This is a genomic window from [Clostridium] scindens ATCC 35704 (genome assembly GCF_004295125.1).
Taxonomy (GTDB): Bacteria; Bacillota; Clostridia; order Lachnospirales; family Lachnospiraceae; genus Clostridium_AP; species Clostridium_AP scindens.
Genome location: NZ_CP036170.1, coordinates 3,288,244 through 3,305,111, shown reverse-complemented (window position 1 = coordinate 3,305,111; position 16,868 = coordinate 3,288,244). Strand labels below are relative to the sequence as shown.

The following is a 16,868-nucleotide window of genomic DNA, read 5'->3' as shown; positions in this document are numbered from 1 at the left end:
GTAGAAAGAAATGATAAATGAATTTTCAAGAACAGAACGATTAATTGGAGAAGAAGGACTCCGAAAGCTTCGCAGAACCTGCATCATGGTGCTTGGCGTGGGGGGCGTGGGCTCCCACTGCATAGAGGCGCTGGCAAGAAGCGGGGTTGGCAGGCTGATACTGGTAGACAATGACAAGGTCTCGCTGACCAATATCAACCGGCAGTCCATCGCTTACCACAGTACGATTGGCCGGTATAAGACGGAAGTGATGAAAGAAAGGATTGCAGATATCTGCCCGGAAACGCAGGTGTCTACCTATGAGACATTCATTCTTCCGGGGAATCTAGAAGAGATATTAAAAGAGCGGCCTGACTATATCATCGATGCCATCGATACGGTGACGGCCAAGATTGCCCTGGCACAGAAGGCATTGGAATGCGGGATCCCGATCATCAGCAGCATGGGAACCGGGAATAAGCTGCACGGCGAGTTGTTTGAGATTACTGACATCAGCAAGACCTCCGTGTGCCCGCTTTGCAAGGTGATGCGTAAAGAACTGAAAGCAAGGGGAATCCGGCATCTGAAGGTATTGTATTCCAAGGAAATGCCTGTGGATGTATCAGACCGGGAGACAGAAGAAGACGCGGGATGCCGCAGAGCCCTTCCGGGGAGCATATCCTTCGTTCCGCCGGTAGCGGGGCTTCTGATTGCAGGCGAAGCCATACGGGATCTGCTTGCAGAATTGGAATAACAGGCGTTAGATTGTGAAAGAGGGAACGGAAGATGGATTTATTTGACTACGTTAGAGAAAAGAATTTGGACAAGGAAGCGCCGCTGGCTTCCAGGCTGCGACCGTCCACGCTGGAAGAGGTGGTGGGGCAGCAGCATATAATAGGAAAAGACAAGCTGCTTTACCGTGCGATCAAGGCGGACAAGTTAAGTTCTATCATATTTTACGGACCGCCGGGAACCGGGAAGACGACGCTTGCCAAGGTGATCGCCAATACTACCAGCGCCGTGTTTACCCAGATCAATGCCACGGTTGCCGGGAAAAAGGACATGGAGGAAGTGGTGGGCCGGGCCAAAGAAACCTTGGGCATGTACCAGAAGAAAACCATCCTTTTCGTGGATGAGATTCACCGGTTTAATAAAAGCCAGCAGGATTATCTGCTCCCATTCGTGGAAGACGGGACCATTATTTTAATAGGCGCAACCACTGAGAATCCATATTTTGAGGTAAACGGCGCATTGATCTCCCGCTCCAGCATCTTTGAATTGCATCCTCTGGACAAGGAAGATATCAAGACGGTGATCCGCCGCGCGGTCTATGACGTCGAAAAGGGCATGGGCAGTTACGATGCGGTGATCGAGGAAGACGCGCTGGAATTTCTGGCTGACATCTCGGGCGGAGACGCAAGAAATGCGTTGAATGCCGTTGAATTGGGGATTCTTACCACAGAAAGGAGCGATGACGGAAAGATTCATATCACGCTCCCTGTGGCATCGGAGTGCATCCAGAAAAGGGTAGTCCGCTACGATAAGACAGGAGACAACCACTATGATACCATCTCCGCATTTATCAAGAGCATGCGGGGGTCTGACCCGGATGCTGCCGTATACTATCTTGCGAAGATGCTGTATGCGGGAGAAGATATCAAGTTCATCGCAAGGAGGATTATGATCTGCGCTTCCGAGGATGTGGGAAATGCAGACCCCATGGCGCTAACTGTGGCGGTGTCCGCGGCACAGGCAGTAGAGCGGATTGGAATGCCGGAAGCGCAGATCATTCTGTCCCAGGCAGTCTTATACGTGGCAACCGCGCCTAAGAGCAATTCGGCCACCAATGCGATCTTCGGGGCTATGGAAAACGTAAAGAGCCAGAAGACCAGCGTACCGGCCCATCTTCAGGATGCTCATTATAAAGGGTCTAAGAATCTGGGCCACGGCATCGGCTATAAGTATGCCCATGATTATCCCCACCACTATGTGAAGCAGCAGTATCTTCCCGAAGAGATCAAGGATGCCAGGTTCTATGAGCCAGGGGACATGGGGCAGGAAAAAGAGATCAAAAGGTGGATGGAGTATTTGAAAAAAGGATAGAAGCATAAGAAGGTGGATGAAACACTATGGAACATACAGAGAAAGAGCAGATGACGCCCCACAGCCATGAGGATGGACTGGAAGATCATCAGCTTAAGCACCATGGCCATGTGCATAGCCAGCAGGAAAAGAAGGCGGTCATCAATCGCCTGTCAAAAGCCATCGGCCACCTGGAATCCGTAAAACGGATGGTAGAGAAGGATGCCGACTGCAGCGACGTGCTGATTCAGCTGGCAGCAGTGCGCTCGGCCATCAATAATACGGGCAAGGTGGTCTTAAAGAACCACATGAACCACTGCATCGTGGAAGCGGTGGAAGAAAATGACCTGGAAGCCATTGAGCGGCTGAACCAGGCCATAGACAAATTCATGAAATAAAATATCTGAAAGGATAGCTTAACTAGAGGATCGTGCCATTGATCCCGATGGTGACTACTTGGCAGGGGATGGATCTGCCGCTTGCCTTAAGCGCCTCTTTTGCGGCGTATTCGATGCCGCCGCAGCAGGGGACTTCCATGCGCACGACGGTAAGGCTTCGAATGTCATTGGATTTCAGGATTTCGGCAAGTTTTTCCGTATAATCGACGGCATCCAGCTTGGGGCAGCCGATCAAGGTAATCCGGTTTTTACTAAACTGCCTATGGAAGTCAGCATAAGCATAGGCGGTGCAGTCGGCTGCAATCAGCAGATCCGAGTCGTCAAAATAAGGAGCCTGGGTGGGAACTAGTTTGAGCTGTACGGGCCATTGGTTCTGGGTCTTCGCCAGATGTTCTTTTACGGCTGCCTGATCGTAGGCCGGGGCTTCCCTCTCTTCAAAGGTGATGGCGTTCGCGGGACAGGCCGGCAGGCAATCTCCAAGGCCGTCGCAGTAGTCCTCGCGGGTCAGACGGGCTTTCCCGCCTATCATCTGGATCGCGCCCTCGTGGCAGGCATCTGCGCAGGCGCCGCATCCATTACATTTCTCTTCATCTATTCGAATGATTTTTCTGATCATCGTCTTACCTCCTTGATTTGATAGGCTTAGTCTACTATAATAAAATCAGAAGATATGTTGTATTTCCAACAAAAGAGGTAAAATATGAAAAATGACATAAAAATTTTACAGATGTCTCCGTTATTTACAGGGGTAAACGAGCAGGACATGGAAGAGATGATATCCTGCCTGGACGGACAGATGAAGACATATGGAAAAAATGAGCGGATCCTTACAGAAGCAGAGACGCTTAAGAAGGTAGGGGTAATCCTAAAGGGGTGCGTGCAGGTGGAGAATGAAGATGTATTCGGAAACCGGAATATTCAGGAGATGCTGGAGCCGGGCGAACTATTCGGCGCAGCGTATGCCTGTGCGGGCATAAAGAACAGCCCGGTCAGCATCACTTCCATATCTGAGAGCAAGGTGCTCTTTCTCGAGGCTGGCCGCATCCTTTCCGTCTGCCCGACGGCCTGCCCCTTTCATCAGAAGATGGTTGAGAACATGGTATATATTCTGGCAAGAAAGAATGTGATGCTCAGTGAGAAGATTGGCCATATCTCAAAAAGGAGTACGCGGGAAAAATTGCTGTCTTATCTGTCGTCACAGTCCAAAAAGGCTGGAAGCCGGCACTTCTTTATTCCATTTAACAGGCAGGAACTGGCAGATTATCTCTGTGTAGAAAGAAGCGCCATGTCTGCGGAACTTAGCAAGTTAAGAGGCGAGGGCCTCCTGGATTATAAGAAGTTCGAATTCTGGCTGTACGGCCAGGACTAATCATTAGCATACTTTTTGACCAGTTCCCAGAATTTTGGATTGTCGTGGAGAAACGTTAGGCATTCATCTGTTTTCATGGAGTTTGCCAGGCCTGCGGGGAAGTGGTCCTTCAGGAATGCCCCTCCATTTTCCGGCAGGTGGCGGTATAGCGGGGAGGCACTTATATCCCAGCTGGTTTGAGACGCTTCTAAAAGTTTTTGGAGATATCTTAGCGTTTCCGATTCATCTCTTGCCGATACGGCCAGCTGGAAGCCTGCCACATAGGAGTTATAGGACCAGAGGTCATATAGATGAGCGGTCTGTTCAGAGACTTGGGCTATATAAGAAGCTGCGTGCATATCCTGTTCCTTTAGCGCAATGTCCAGCATCATGAGAAGCGTTGACTGGATGTTGCCGGCGCTGCCGAGCAATTCCCGCTCCAGCAGTTCGGAAGCTTCTTCGAGCCTGTCCTGCTGAAGGTAGAGATTGCTTTGCAGAAATACATGATGGAAGAGCGATTTTGAAATTTCTTTGTCCTCATCCAGCAGTTCCTGCGCCCTTTCATACTCTCCACGGGCCATGGATTTGCTGATGATCATGGATCTGGCCAGGCCCCGTATCGTTGCATCATCACCGTGAGAAGCCCGTTCGTAAAGTGCTTCTATGCGTTTCTGGTATGGTCCGGCATCTTCAGCAGACAATAGATATAGGCAGCCTTCCAGCGTGGCAGCAGCAAGGTAAGCCAGGGCATCGCAGTTGGGATACTGGGCAGTCCTATCCATAGCAGCCTCAAAGCCGGCCGCGAACCCTTTCGCCTCAATCATCTGGCAAAGATCAGCGCAGAACTGATCCACCTCCTGCCTGCTTAGATCCTCCTGAAAGGAGAGCAGGGTATTAAGGTCCGTGCCCAAAAGTCTTGCCAGGGCAGGAAGCAGGGTGATGTCCGGATAAGAGTTCCCCGTTTCCCACTTGTGGACGGCCGGAGCGGACACGCCAAGGCGGGAAGCCACCTGCTCCTGGGTCAGATTCATTTCCTTGCGTCTGGTACGTATCATTTCATTAATTTTCATATCATAGTTCCTCCTATTTATCTGTGCATCTTCGGGTTAAGAATATCATAGCAGAGCCTCCGACTTCAGACAATGGAGGGAAAGTTAACTGACGGAACAATAAATGAACCAGCGGTTAATTTTATTTGATGTCGCGCTTCTGGAAACTTAACATTCCAATCAGCATGGCAGCCAGGAAAAAGCCAAAAGCCACGCACAGGCTTCGTACAGCGATGGCTTTATTAAGGCCTGCCGTGATGGCGTTCATATTCGTGTCAATCAGATAATTGCTCAGGATAATTTCTTTTCCACTGATCTTTTTGATCAGCATCTCTCCCAGCATCACGATCAGCGACACAAACTCCAGAAAACAAATATTAGCGGCAAGCGAGCCTCCATTCTGGCGGATCAGCATGCTGAACATTACGAAGATAGATACAAAGGCACTTGTCAGCAATAGTTCCAGTCCGACAGACTTAAGGGCATCCGGCCAGAAGCCTGCGTTCACATCCCCGAATCCCCACAGGATAGTTGCCGCAGCCATAGAGACAGCAGCATAGATAAAGGTGAACAGGATTCCGCAGAGAACGCCGGCAGCCAGTTTGGAAGCATAGATCTGGGAGCGGCCATAATTCTTGGAGGCAATGTTCTTGATGGTACCGTGATTGAATTCGCTGCCTACGAAAAGAGAGATGAGAACTGCTAGGATCAGCGTGGTATTGCCTGCAAAAAAGGTTACCATCTGACGGGAGGCTGACAGTTCCTCGCGGCTTGCCGGAACGCCCTCGGTAGTCACGTTGATTCCGTTTTCATCCATGGCCTGCTGCTTTTGTTCCACTTGCTGGGTCATCTGCTCCCCGGCCATCTTATAGGCAAAGTCCATTAAGAAGACGGTCCCTGCAGCCAGGGCCGCGGTAAGGATCAGGCATACCCAGAAGTATCTTGCCTTCCCGAGTTTGTAGAAATCGCTTTTTAGTAAGTTCAGCATGCTATCTTCCTCCTATTCTGCTTAAGAAATAATCTTCCAGGTCCATCTGCCTGGTACCGTCTTTGGAACTGCAGCGTTCCCACAGTTGATTTTCCGTAAATTCTTCAATTAACTTTCCGTGATGGATGATGCCATAGCGAGTCGCGAATTTTGACAGTTCTCCCAGGATGTGGGAGGAAATCAATACGGTGATTTTACGATCCCGGTTCAGTTTCAGGATTAATTCGCGCACCTCTTTGATTCCTTCCGGATCCAGACCGTTGGTTGGCTCATCCAGTATCAGAAGTCTGGGACTTCCAATCAGGGCAATGGCGATTGCAAGCCTTTGGCGCATTCCCAGAGAGAAGTCTTTGGCTTTCTTATGTCCGGTATCATCAAGCCCCACCAGAGTCAGAATGGCATCTGCCTGGGATTCGTCACGGATGCCTTGCAGTTTGCACTGGACAATAAGGTTCTGCCTTGCGGTCATACCCGGATAAAAGGCGGGAGATTCGATGACGGTTCCGATGGCTGAGCGGCCTTCCTTAAGTTCGGGACTTCCGAACAGCAGGATATTTCCGTCGCTGGGAGATGCAAGTCCGGTAATCATACGGATGAGGGTGGTCTTGCCCGCGCCGTTCTTGCCGATGAAACCATAGATATCTCCTTCATGGATCGTCATGGACAGGTCATTTACGACCGCCCGGTTATTATATCGTTTGGTCAGATGATTGGTTCTTAATATTGCAGTCATGAGATTGCCTCCTTCTGTACTAATGTATTACTGTATTATAAACTTAGTACAATAATACGATAGAAAAAGCGATTTGTCAAGAGCGGATTCACAAGTATTGTTTTTTCCTCTTATTAAAGGTATAATCATACCGTAAGTTAATATGAGATTAGCGGAGGGAATGCTATGAAGATTTATGACAAAGTAAATAAGGTAGAAGTGGAAGTGGACGGAACCAAGGGACTGATTCAGCAGATGAAGGACGGACGCCAAGTGGATCTGTATCTGAAAGAAAAGAAAAGCGACGAGGACGGATACATGAGTTGGGACGTGGAGCACTGGTCAAGCGTGGACGGAAAGAGATTCATCCGCTGCTATTCTCTGGAAGGCAGAGTGCTCAGTGAATCTACAGGGCACAACATCTATGACTTGGAGAATGATTTTAAGCCGGAAGAAGCGCAGAAAGTCGAATTAAGCTAGCGCCGTTGCACAATGATGCGAAGGCCTAAATGAAAATCACATAATATTGCAGTTTTATCAGTCAAACAGCACAATGCATGGACATTGTGCTGTTTTTACCTGTACTATAATGCTGTTATACAATTGGAGAAAGGGCTGGTGAAGAGCAATAAGGACAGCATTTATATATAATAATGAGGAGGGAAAATATGAATTACATCATATGGGCAGAATCGAATGATCCAAGATACAATCTGGCAGTGGAAGCCCACTTGCAGACATTGGTAAAAGAAGGGGATGTCATTTTGTACCTGTGGCAGAATGAGCATACTGTAGTAATAGGAAAGAATCAGAATATCCTGAAAGAATGCAGAGCCAGGCTTCTGGAAGAGGAAGGCGGCTATGTGGCCCGTCGGACGACGGGGGGTGGTGCGGTCTACCAGGATATGGGAAATGTCTGCTTCACATTTCTTGCGTCTCCAGAGATGTATGACTTGAAAAGACAGTCCGGGATCATCGCGGATGCGTGCGGATTCTACGGAATTGAGACGCAGGCTTCCGGCCGGAATGATATACTGACCAAGGAAGGACTTAAATTTTCCGGCAATGCGTATTCTAAGACGGCCAGCTGCAATGTGCAGCACGGAACGCTGATGGTGGACGTGGACAAGGAGAGGATGACCCGCTATCTGACGCCATCTAAAGAGAAAATGAAGGCGAAAGGCGTCGATTCCGTCAGATCCAGGGTGTGCAACCTAAGGGACTTGAACCAGGAAATCACGACACAGGGAATTATGGAGCAGATGGCGGAAAGTTTCCAGAAGGAATATGGTACGGCGCAGATTCTGAAATTAAGCAGGGAGGATCAAGAGAAGATCCGGCAGATCTATGAATCCTATTGTTCCTGGGAATGGGTATATGGACAGTCTCCGGCGTGCGAGATCATCCACCAGAAACGGTTCGGCTGGGGAGAAGTAGAGATTCAGATGCACTTGGAAAACCTCGTCATCAAGGAGATAAAGGTATATACGGATGCATTGGACATAGGCCTGCCGCAGGCGATCGAGAAGGCATTCAGAGGCAGGCGTTATGATCTGTCAGACGCCGCCACGGACGCGGCAGAAGGAGAATCCGCCATAGAAAGGCAGAAGCAGGTGAAGGAGGTAATCGATTGGATTGCAGAGATATCTTAATCCGGCAGGTAGACAATGCAGGGGTTCTGATCCGTTTGGGAGACACTTGCATCTGTACGGACATTCGCTGGGAGCGCGCCGGGTATCTGCAATCCATCTGCCCGCGGGCGGGAAGGATGGGGCGCGCTTTCGGGAGATTCTGAATGCCGCGCAAAATGAGGTGGGAATTCCCCAGGTCATCTATGGAAACGAACTCAGCCAGGAGTTAGTTATAAAAATTGTATAAATAGTGTTGACAAAAGAAAAAGGGAGTGCTAAATTAATAATCGAAGATGTTAGCACTCGAAAATGTAGAGTGCTAACAGCAAAATCCGAAAGGAGGAGGATAGATGGTATCAGAACATGGACTTAGTGACCGCAAGCTTAAGATCCTTCATGCGATTATCCAGAACTATCTGGAGACAGGCGAGCCGGTTGGTTCCAGAACCATATCGAAGTATACGGATCTGAACTTAAGTTCTGCAACCATCCGTAACGAGATGGCGGACTTGGAAGAGATGGGCTATATCATGCAGCCTCACACGTCGGCCGGACGCATTCCTTCGGATAAAGGCTACAGACTCTATGTAGATATGCTGATGGAAGAAAAAGAACAGGAACTGAGCGAGATGCAGGAACAGATGCTGGATAAGGCAGATAAGATGGATCAACTTCTAAGACAGGCAGCAAAGGTCCTGGCTAACAGTACGAATTATGCAACGATGGTATCTACGCCCATGAACAATGAGAACAAACTTAAGTTCATTCAGCTGTCCATGGTAGACGATGAGCAGATCATCGCGGTAATCGTGCTTGGAGGCAATGTAATCAAGAATAAGATTATTGACATTGACGAGCCAATCAGCAATGAGAATCTGTTGAAATTGAATATGCTTTTGAACACGACGCTGAATGGCATGTCTATCGAGGAAATCAATCTTGGATTGATCGCAAGGCTGAAGGAGCAGGCAGGCATACACAGCGAGGTGGTTGGAAACGTTCTGGATGCGGTGGCGGATGTCATCCAGGTGGATGATGATATGCAGATCTATACAAGCGGAGCCACGAACATCTTCAAGTATCCGGAACTCAGCGATAATCAAAGCGCCCAGGAGATTATCAGCGCCTTTGAGGAAAAGCAGCAGCTTAGCGAGTTGGTAACGCAGACGTTATCGCAGGAAGATAATACTGGCATTCAGGTTTACATCGGTGATGAGACGCCGGTCAAGACCATGAAGGATTGCAGCGTTGTCACCGCCACTTATGAATTAGGCGACGGCATGAAGGGAACCATAGGTATTATCGGGCCAAAGAGAATGGATTATGAGCATGTATTAAAATCCATGAAGCGGCTGCAAAGCGAATTGGATGAAATGTTTCATAGAAAAGAATAGGAAAGGTGGAAGAACCCTTGGAGAATAATCAGGAAAAGAGCCAGGAAGAAATGGTAAAAGAGGCTGTGGAAGAAGCCAAAAAGTCGGCCGGGGAACTGCCGGAAGGCGAGCCCGGGGAAGATCAGGCAGAAGAAGAGAACGCCAAAGAGGCTTCCGAAGACGAAGAGGTCTCCGATAACGAGGAAGAAGAGCCGGATGAGGAACAAGAGCCGGATGAGGAAGAAGAGCCGGATGAGGAAGACGAAGATAAAAAATCCGGCAAGAAGTTATTTGGCAAGAAGAATAAGAAAGATAAAAAGGACGAGAAGATTGAGGAACTGACTGACAGGCTCACTCGTCAAATGGCAGAGTTTGATAACTTCCGCAAGCGTACGGAAAAGGAGAAATCCCAGATGTACGAGATAGGAGCGAAAGATATCATAGAAAAGATGCTTCCGGTAGTCGACAACTTTGAGCGAGGGCTTGACGCTGTCAAGGAAGAAGACAAGGAAGACCCATTTATCCAGGGAATGGAGATGGTGTATAAGCAGTTAATGACCGTGCTGGGAGAATTGGGCGTTAAGCCGATCGAAGCGGTAGGCAAAGAATTTGACCCGAATCTCCACAATGCAGTGATGCATGTGGAAGATGAGAACTTTGGCGAGAATATCATAGCCGAGGAATTCCAGAAAGGTTATATGTACCGTGACTCCGTAGTGAGGCACAGCATGGTAAAAGTAGCAAACTAATTCCAGATAATTTAGAAAATAAAACAGGAGGTCTTTATAATGGGCAAAATCATTGGTATTGATTTAGGAACCACGAACAGCTGCGTGGCTGTTATGGAAGGTGGCCAGCCAACGGTCATCGCAAATACGGAAGGCGCCAGAACGACGCCATCTGTCGTAGCATTTACAAAAACAGGGGAACGTCTTGTGGGCGAGCCTGCAAAACGTCAGGCAGTTACAAACGCGGAGAGGACGATCTCTTCTATTAAAAGAGAGATGGGCTCTGATTTCAGAGTGACGATCGATGATAAGAAATATTCTCCACAGGAGATTTCCGCAATGATTCTTCAGAAGCTTAAGGCAGACGCGGAAGGATATCTGGGAGAAAAGGTAACAGAGGCGGTTATTACTGTGCCAGCGTACTTTAATGACGCTCAGCGCCAGGCTACAAAGGATGCAGGCAAGATTGCGGGCCTTGATGTAAAGCGTATCATCAATGAGCCTACTGCGGCAGCGCTTGCTTACGGACTTGACAATGAGAAAGAACAGAAGATCATGGTATATGACCTTGGCGGAGGTACATTCGACGTATCCGTCATCGAGATCGGCGACGGCGTCATCGAGGTATTATCTACCGCAGGTAACAACAGGCTGGGCGGCGACGACTTCGACCAGAAGATCACGGATTATATGATTGCTGAATTCAAGAAGCAGGAAGGCGTAGACCTGTCTGCCGATAAGATGGCGCTTCAGAGACTGAAAGAAGCGGCAGAGAAGGCAAAGAAGGAACTGTCTTCTGCAACGACCACAAATATCAACCTTCCATTTATTACAGCAACAGCAGAAGGCCCGAAGCATTTTGATATGAACCTGACAAGGGCAAAATTTGATGAACTGACGCATGACCTTGTGGCAAAGACATCCGAGCCGGTAACGAGAGCACTTTCTGACGCAGGCATTACCGCTTCCGAACTGGGCCAGGTACTTCTGGTTGGCGGTTCCACACGTATCCCTGCTGTCCAGGAAGAAGTGAAGCGTCTGACAGGCAAAGAGCCAAGCAAATCTCTGAACCCGGATGAGTGCGTAGCGCTTGGTGCATCCGTTCAGGGCGGCAAGCTTGCCGGAGATACGGGTGCAGGCGATATCCTTCTTTTGGATGTAACTCCGCTGTCACTGTCAATCGAGACGATGGGCGGCGTTGCAACAAGACTGATTGAAAGAAATACGACGATTCCTACCAAGAAGAGCCAGATCTTCTCCACAGCGGCAGATAACCAGACAGCCGTAGATATCAATGTCGTACAGGGAGAGAGACAGTTCGCCAAAGATAACAAGTCTCTGGGACAGTTCAGGCTGGACGGAATCCCGCCGGCTCCACGCGGAGTACCGCAGATCGAAGTTACATTCGACATTGATGCGAACGGCATTGTAAATGTATCCGCAAAAGACCTTGGAACAGGCAAAGAGCAGCATATCACCATCACGGCAGGCTCTAACATGTCTGATGACGAGATCGACAAGGCGGTAAAAGAAGCAGCGGCATTCGAGGCGCAGGATAAGAAGCGCAAGGAAGGCATTGATACAAAGAATGATGCGGACGCCCTGGTATTTCAGACGGAAAAAGCCCTGGGCGATGTAGGAGATAAGATTGATGCTGCAGATAAGGCTACCGTTGAGGCGGACTGCAAGGCATTGAAGGAAATCCTTGAAAAAGTAAACATGGATGACATATCAGACGCGCAGATTGCCGAGATCAAGGCAGGCAAAGAGAAACTGATGGAGAGCGCGCAGAAATTATTTACTAAGATGTATGAACAGGCCGGAGCAGCAGCCGGAGCACAGGGAGCAGACCCGAACATGGGAGCAGGCCCGAATCCGGGAGCAGGCCCTGCACCGGACGGCTTCCAGGGAGACGATGTTGTAGACGGTGACTATAAGGAAGTATAAGCCCAGTGCGAATACTGTTCCGCGAAACTCAAGCGAGATTATATATTCTTAAGCTTAGTCTCGCGGAACTTCCTTATGTACATGAAAGAAAGGGATAAAAGATGGCAGAATCAAAGAGAGATTACTATGAAGTGCTTGGCGTCAGCAGAGATGCCGACGACGCCACATTAAAAAAAGCATACAGACAGGTTGCCAAGAAATACCATCCTGATATGAATCCCGGAGACGCTGAAGCAGAGAAGAAGTTCAAAGAAGCGTCCGAAGCCTATGCAGTCTTGAGTGACCCGGAGAAACGGCGCCAGTACGACCAGTTCGGCCATGCTGCCTTTGAAGGAGGCGCTGGAGGCGCCGGCGGATTCGGCGGATTTGATTTTGGCGGGGCGGACTTCAGCGATATATTTGGCGACATATTCGGCGACCTGTTCGGCGGCGGCAGCCGCAGGGGCCGTGCAGGCCAGGGCCCTATGAAGGGCATGAATATCCGCAAGAGCGTAAGGATTACTTTTGAAGAGGCAGTATTCGGCTGTGAGAAAGAGATCGAGGTCATCTTAAAAGATCCATGCCCGAAGTGCAGCGGCACAGGCGCGAAGCCGGGAACCTCCCCGGAAACCTGTCCAAAATGCGGAGGCAAAGGCCAGGTAGTATATACGCAGCAGTCCTTCTTTGGAACTGTGCAGAATGTTCAGACCTGTCCGGACTGTCACGGAACCGGCAAGATCATTCGGGAAAAATGTCCGGATTGCAGTGGAACGGGATATGTATCCAATAAGAAGAAGATTGCGGTTACGATACCGGCCGGCATTGACAATGGACAGAGCGTGCGTATCCGCGAAAAAGGAGAACCGGGCGTAAACGGCGGCCCAAGAGGGGATCTGCTGGTAGAGGTTAACGTATCCAGGCATCCGATATTCCAGCGCCAGGATATGCATATCTTCTCCACTGTGCCAATCTCATTTGCCCAGGCGGCGATCGGCGCGGATATCCGGATCAAGACGGTAGACGGGGAAGTTCTGTATAATGTGAAGCCAGGCACGAAGACGGATACGAAAGTGCGGCTGAAAGGAAAAGGGGTTCCATCCCTTCGCAATTCCCAGGTACGGGGCGATCACTATGTGACATTGGTAATCCAGACCCCGGAACATCTAAGCCAGGAGGCGAAAGAAGCGCTTCGAAGATTTGACGAGCTGACCGGCAATACGCTGGGAACCGCGTCTGAAAGCGATTCCGAGCCCAAGAGCGGCAAGAAGAAAAAAGGATTTATGGATAAAGTAAAGGAAGCCTTTGATGATTAAGTTCATCAAAGGCTCCTTCTTTCTCTTGCTAATTCGCGCTTTGCCGCCGGTTGTGGATGATCACCAGGGCTATGAATAAGAATGCCAGGGCGAACAGAATCTGGATGACGTACCCTGTATACAGGGATTTCAGCTGGGTGCTGCTGAACGTGTGGTTGTTGGCGATCAAGTTGTTGCCGGTCTCATACCAATAGATCGGAAGGAAGCGTGCAACGGTCTTGATTCCTTTGCTTAACACCTCCAGGCTTACCAGCACCCCGCTGATAAAGGACAGGCCAAGGGAGACTACGTTGACCACTGCGCTGATCATCTCCTCCTTGCGTACCAGGCTTCCCACCAGGAATGAGATCGAAAGGGATACCAGCATCAGCAGGAAACTGTTGAACAGATAGTGGGGCAGGTGCGGATCCTTTAAAAATTCCTTTCCATACATGAGAACCGGAAGCATGTTGCACAACACCCAGACTGCAAGGCCGATGACCGCATAGCCTAATATCAGCTGGGCGTTCTGCCGTTTGCCGGATACGGCGGAACACAGCATCCGCCTTTTGACATCCGGCTTATTAAAGGCGATCATGATATAGGTCAAGGAATAGCACAGGATGGACAGGAGGATATAAGGCATATACTGGTACATGAAGGAGTACATCGTCCGTCGGCCCCCATGCCCATTCTTATCGATCAGCGTTATGTCCGCCGGCTCCTTTGCATTCTCCTTCACTTCGGCAATGGCTTCGGGAAGAGAGAATCCGCTGGCAGTCAGGACCCGCACGTTATTCAGGAAGGTGTCGATCTGCTGGTCTACATAGTAGCCGGTAGTGCTCCCGGGAACCTTGATGACGGGAAGCGTCTCTGTTCCATTCAGGCATCTGCTTTCAAAATCCTTCGGGATCGTCACTACATAATTGACTTCCCGGTAGAAGAGGCGGTCCTGGATGACCGACTTGTCATCGGGCATGTCTTTAATGGTATGGTACTGTTCCAGGTAGGAGGCCATTCCCTTAGCCAGTTCCCCGCCGTCCCGGTCGATGACCGCGATATCTAGGCTTTCCATGCTGTAGGACTTGGCGGTGTTCTGGACATCCATCTTCTGGATGGCAAAGCATATGGCCAGAAAGATGGCGATATACAGGAATAAAATATTAAGATTGCGTTTGGTGATAGTCATAAAACCTTTAAATACTGTCATATCGTTCCCTCCTTATGCCCAGGTATGCAATGAGCAGAAACAGCGCGCTCATGATGGCAAGAATGCCGATGCTTCTTGCAAAGCGATGCGCGTCATTATATACGCTCATGCAGTAAAAGGCATCGCTTAATACGGCGGCCGGATTCAGCCGGTTGATGATTGGGCAGTGAAGTTCGATGATATTCTTCATATTGCCGAACATCAGCCCAGCCAGGAATCCCGGAATCAAGGTGATGGCGACCGTAAGTCCCAGCTTCATATCCGTAGACAGTTTGCCGAGGCACCCGAAGGCGATTCCTAAACTTACGCCGATCATGCTTCCCATGAAGTCCACGACCAGCAGCGCGCCGATATTATCTCCAAGGCTGATTCCCAGCACTTTTATAAGATACAGGTTGAGAACCAGGATGTTAATGAAATGGATGATGAACAGCACCGTCATGTCTATCAGGATCAGCTTCAGTTTATGGGTAGGGGTTATGCTGCGCCTGGCGCCAAGCGCAGACAGGTTGGCCTGGCTGTCAAGGCTGGAGCGGACGCCCAGAAACGCTCCGGAGAGGCACGCGTAGGCAATCAATGCGAAGAAATACTGCACATTAGGGTCCAGCGTTTTTCCGCCCAGGGATTCGTTCCTGGTCTCCGGATGATAATCCTTCATTGCCTCAATAGCCGCGCCCATCTTTTCAGGATGAGTCATTGCGATCTTCTGGATCATGGCCGCGTTCTGGTTATAATTTTTCAGAAGGGAAGACAGGATGCTTTCATTGATCCCGTTTTTCCCTACGGAGAGAGAAGGGATATCGTCTACGTAATAGATTCCAAGGATGGTCTCTTCTTTCAAGGCTTTGATTGCGTCAGATTCGGAAGAAATATCCTGGATGTCCAGCGTGTCGGGCTCCAGTTTCTCAAGGAAGGCCTGGAAAGATTCGGCATTCTTGGAACTTAAGTCTTCCTCGATTATGGCCACCTTGATAGGATCCCACTCGTAGTCTCCGGTTCCATCAAGGCCGGCGCTGCCGAAAGAGAAGTAGAAGAAGGTTCCAAGGATCAGAGGAAAGGCCAGCGCCCAGAACATGATGGGATAGTCTCTTACAGTCTGTATGAATCGGTATTTCAGTAAGTGTAGCATAGCGTGCCTCCTAATCTCTTAACTCTTTGCCGGTGATTTCAAGGAATACGTCATTCAAGGTGGGGAGTTCGGAGAATACCCGGCCGAAGGAGACGTCGTTTTCCTTCAGATAATCCAGTACGCGCACCAGGTTATGCTTGGCGCTGCTTAAGCGTATCTTCAGTATCTGCTCCTCGTAAGAGAGATCGAATACATGAGGCAGCTGGCGAATCTCGGCCAGTTCCAAGTCAGTCAGCGAGATGGCCTCGATGGTGATGGTCTCCCCGGTCTTGATCATCCTCTTTAATTCCTCCGTCGTTCCTGTGGCGAGGACCTTTCCGTGGTCAATGATGGCGATGCGGGAGCAGATCTGCTCTACTTCTTCCATGTAGTGGGAAGTGTAGATGATGGTAGAACCCTGGCGGTTCAGTTCCATAATGCCTTCCAGGATCTTGTTCCTGCTCTGGGGATCTACGGCTACGGTAGGCTCATCCAGGATGATAAGCTTAGGCTTGTGCACGATGCCGCAGGCAATATTCAGCCTGCGAAGGAGCCCGCCGGATAGTTTCTTCGGCCTCATTTTCTCGAAGTCTTCCAGGCCGGTAAACGCGATGGCTTCCTCCACCAGGCTTCTTCGTTTTTCCTTGTCTTTGACGTACAGGCCGCAGAAGTAGTCGATGTTCTCCCGGACGGTCATCTGTTCAAAGACTGCCACGTTCTGCATGACTACCCCGATGTCTTTTTTGATGTCATAACTGTTGGGACGCATGGGCTTTCCGAATATGGTGATGGTGCCCTTGTCATATTTTAACAGCGCGAGCAGACAGTTGATGGCGGTAGTCTTGCCGGACCCATTGGGACCCAGCAGGCCGAAGATTTCTCCCTCCTGTATATTAAGGCTTAAGTGGTCCAGCGCCACCAGGTCTCCATATCGTTTTACCAGATTTTCAATGTGGATCATGGGTGTTCCTCCTTATGGATCTTTCTGTTTTGTGATTTGTTACTTGTAGTATAAAGCCCTGGCGTTTATAATGTAAGTGTCAG

General features: G+C 49.6%; 18 protein-coding genes. 11 read left to right on the top strand and 7 right to left on the bottom strand.

The window, feature by feature from the left end; genetic code table 11:
• Positions 1 to 10 precede the first annotated feature (10 nt).
• From HDCHBGLK_RS16970 to HDCHBGLK_RS16960, 3 genes are read left to right on the top strand one after another with little or no spacing between them, the layout of a single operon-like run.
• Positions 11 to 733 (top strand): tRNA threonylcarbamoyladenosine dehydratase, encoded by a 723-nt coding sequence (locus HDCHBGLK_RS16970; protein WP_004605127.1) that lies wholly within the window; start codon positions 11 to 13, stop codon positions 731 to 733.
• A gap of 32 nt (positions 734 to 765) precedes the next feature.
• Positions 766 to 2,082: a replication-associated recombination protein A gene (locus tag HDCHBGLK_RS16965; RefSeq protein WP_004605128.1), complete on the top strand. Its 1,317-nt coding sequence runs from the start codon at positions 766 to 768 to the stop codon at positions 2,080 to 2,082.
• 26 nt (positions 2,083 to 2,108) lie between these two features.
• Positions 2,109 to 2,459, top strand: coding sequence for a metal-sensing transcriptional repressor (locus tag HDCHBGLK_RS16960; RefSeq protein WP_004605129.1), 351 nt, complete (start codon positions 2,109 to 2,111; stop codon positions 2,457 to 2,459).
• Positions 2,460 to 2,481: 22 nt separating this feature from the next.
• Here HDCHBGLK_RS16960 and HDCHBGLK_RS16955 read toward each other — a convergent pair whose 3' ends face one another.
• Positions 2,482 to 3,075, bottom strand: coding sequence for an ATP-binding protein (locus tag HDCHBGLK_RS16955; RefSeq protein WP_004605130.1), 594 nt, complete (start codon positions 3,073 to 3,075; stop codon positions 2,482 to 2,484).
• A gap of 84 nt (positions 3,076 to 3,159) precedes the next feature.
• Between HDCHBGLK_RS16955 and HDCHBGLK_RS16950 the strand changes: the two genes are divergently transcribed.
• The gene (locus HDCHBGLK_RS16950; protein WP_004605132.1) at positions 3,160 to 3,828 is read left to right on the top strand and encodes a Crp/Fnr family transcriptional regulator; all 669 of its coding nucleotides are present in this window, start codon (positions 3,160 to 3,162) and stop codon (positions 3,826 to 3,828) included.
• Here the strand turns inward: HDCHBGLK_RS16950 and HDCHBGLK_RS16945 are convergent.
• From HDCHBGLK_RS16945 to HDCHBGLK_RS16935, 3 genes are all read right to left on the bottom strand, one after another.
• Positions 3,825 to 4,877, bottom strand: coding sequence for a helix-turn-helix domain-containing protein (locus tag HDCHBGLK_RS16945; protein WP_004605133.1), 1,053 nt, complete (start codon positions 4,875 to 4,877; stop codon positions 3,825 to 3,827). The genes HDCHBGLK_RS16950 and HDCHBGLK_RS16945 overlap by 4 nt on opposite strands.
• 121 nt (positions 4,878 to 4,998) lie before the next feature.
• Positions 4,999 to 5,844 carry an ABC transporter permease subunit gene (locus HDCHBGLK_RS16940; RefSeq protein WP_004605134.1) on the bottom strand — a complete coding sequence of 282 codons (846 nt, stop codon included), beginning with the start codon at positions 5,842 to 5,844 and terminating at the stop codon, positions 4,999 to 5,001.
• Between the two features lies 1 nt (position 5,845).
• Entirely contained in the window at positions 5,846 to 6,577 is a 732-nt protein-coding gene (locus HDCHBGLK_RS16935) for an ABC transporter ATP-binding protein (RefSeq protein ID WP_004605135.1), read from the bottom strand.
• Between the two features lie 165 nt (positions 6,578 to 6,742).
• On the opposite strand from HDCHBGLK_RS16935, the gene HDCHBGLK_RS16930 reads away from it, so the two are divergent.
• The 7 genes from HDCHBGLK_RS16930 to dnaJ all read left to right on the top strand — a co-directional run bounded on the left by HDCHBGLK_RS16930 (position 6,743) and on the right by dnaJ (position 13,527).
• Positions 6,743 to 7,036, top strand: coding sequence for a hypothetical protein (locus tag HDCHBGLK_RS16930; protein ID WP_004605136.1), 294 nt, complete (start codon positions 6,743 to 6,745; stop codon positions 7,034 to 7,036).
• A 188-nt stretch (positions 7,037 to 7,224) separates the two neighbouring features.
• The gene (locus HDCHBGLK_RS16925) at positions 7,225 to 8,208 is read left to right on the top strand and encodes a lipoate--protein ligase (RefSeq protein ID WP_009248599.1); all 984 of its coding nucleotides are present in this window, start codon (positions 7,225 to 7,227) and stop codon (positions 8,206 to 8,208) included.
• A complete protein-coding gene (locus tag HDCHBGLK_RS16920) occupies positions 8,187 to 8,351 on the top strand; it encodes a hypothetical protein (RefSeq protein ID WP_174722020.1) in 165 nt (54 codons plus the stop codon). The genes HDCHBGLK_RS16925 and HDCHBGLK_RS16920 overlap by 22 nt, the downstream gene beginning before the upstream one ends.
• A gap of 186 nt (positions 8,352 to 8,537) precedes the next feature.
• Complete coding sequence (gene hrcA, locus HDCHBGLK_RS16915) at positions 8,538 to 9,581, top strand: heat-inducible transcriptional repressor HrcA (RefSeq protein ID WP_004605139.1); 1,044 nt, start codon at positions 8,538 to 8,540, stop codon at positions 9,579 to 9,581.
• A gap of 17 nt (positions 9,582 to 9,598) precedes the next feature.
• The gene (grpE, locus tag HDCHBGLK_RS16910; protein ID WP_009248597.1) at positions 9,599 to 10,309 is read left to right on the top strand and encodes a nucleotide exchange factor GrpE; all 711 of its coding nucleotides are present in this window, start codon (positions 9,599 to 9,601) and stop codon (positions 10,307 to 10,309) included.
• Positions 10,310 to 10,348: 39 nt separating this feature from the next.
• Entirely contained in the window at positions 10,349 to 12,235 is a 1,887-nt protein-coding gene (dnaK, locus tag HDCHBGLK_RS16905) for a molecular chaperone DnaK (protein WP_004605141.1), read from the top strand.
• Positions 12,236 to 12,336: 101 nt separating this feature from the next.
• Positions 12,337 to 13,527: a molecular chaperone DnaJ gene (gene dnaJ / locus HDCHBGLK_RS16900; RefSeq protein ID WP_004605142.1), complete on the top strand. Its 1,191-nt coding sequence runs from the start codon at positions 12,337 to 12,339 to the stop codon at positions 13,525 to 13,527.
• Between the two features lie 28 nt (positions 13,528 to 13,555).
• On the opposite strand, the gene HDCHBGLK_RS16895 is transcribed toward dnaJ, so the two are convergent.
• The 3 genes from HDCHBGLK_RS16895 to HDCHBGLK_RS16885 are packed head-to-tail and all read right to left on the bottom strand — an operon-like array spanning position 13,556 to position 16,785.
• Positions 13,556 to 14,716: an ABC transporter permease gene (locus tag HDCHBGLK_RS16895; RefSeq protein WP_004605143.1), complete on the bottom strand. Its 1,161-nt coding sequence runs from the start codon at positions 14,714 to 14,716 to the stop codon at positions 13,556 to 13,558.
• Entirely contained in the window at positions 14,703 to 15,845 is a 1,143-nt protein-coding gene (locus HDCHBGLK_RS16890) for an ABC transporter permease (protein ID WP_004605144.1), read from the bottom strand. Before HDCHBGLK_RS16890 ends, HDCHBGLK_RS16895 begins: the two co-directional genes overlap by 14 nt.
• A gap of 10 nt (positions 15,846 to 15,855) precedes the next feature.
• Positions 15,856 to 16,785: an ABC transporter ATP-binding protein gene (locus tag HDCHBGLK_RS16885; protein ID WP_004605145.1), complete on the bottom strand. Its 930-nt coding sequence runs from the start codon at positions 16,783 to 16,785 to the stop codon at positions 15,856 to 15,858.
• Positions 16,786 to 16,868 lie beyond the last annotated feature (83 nt).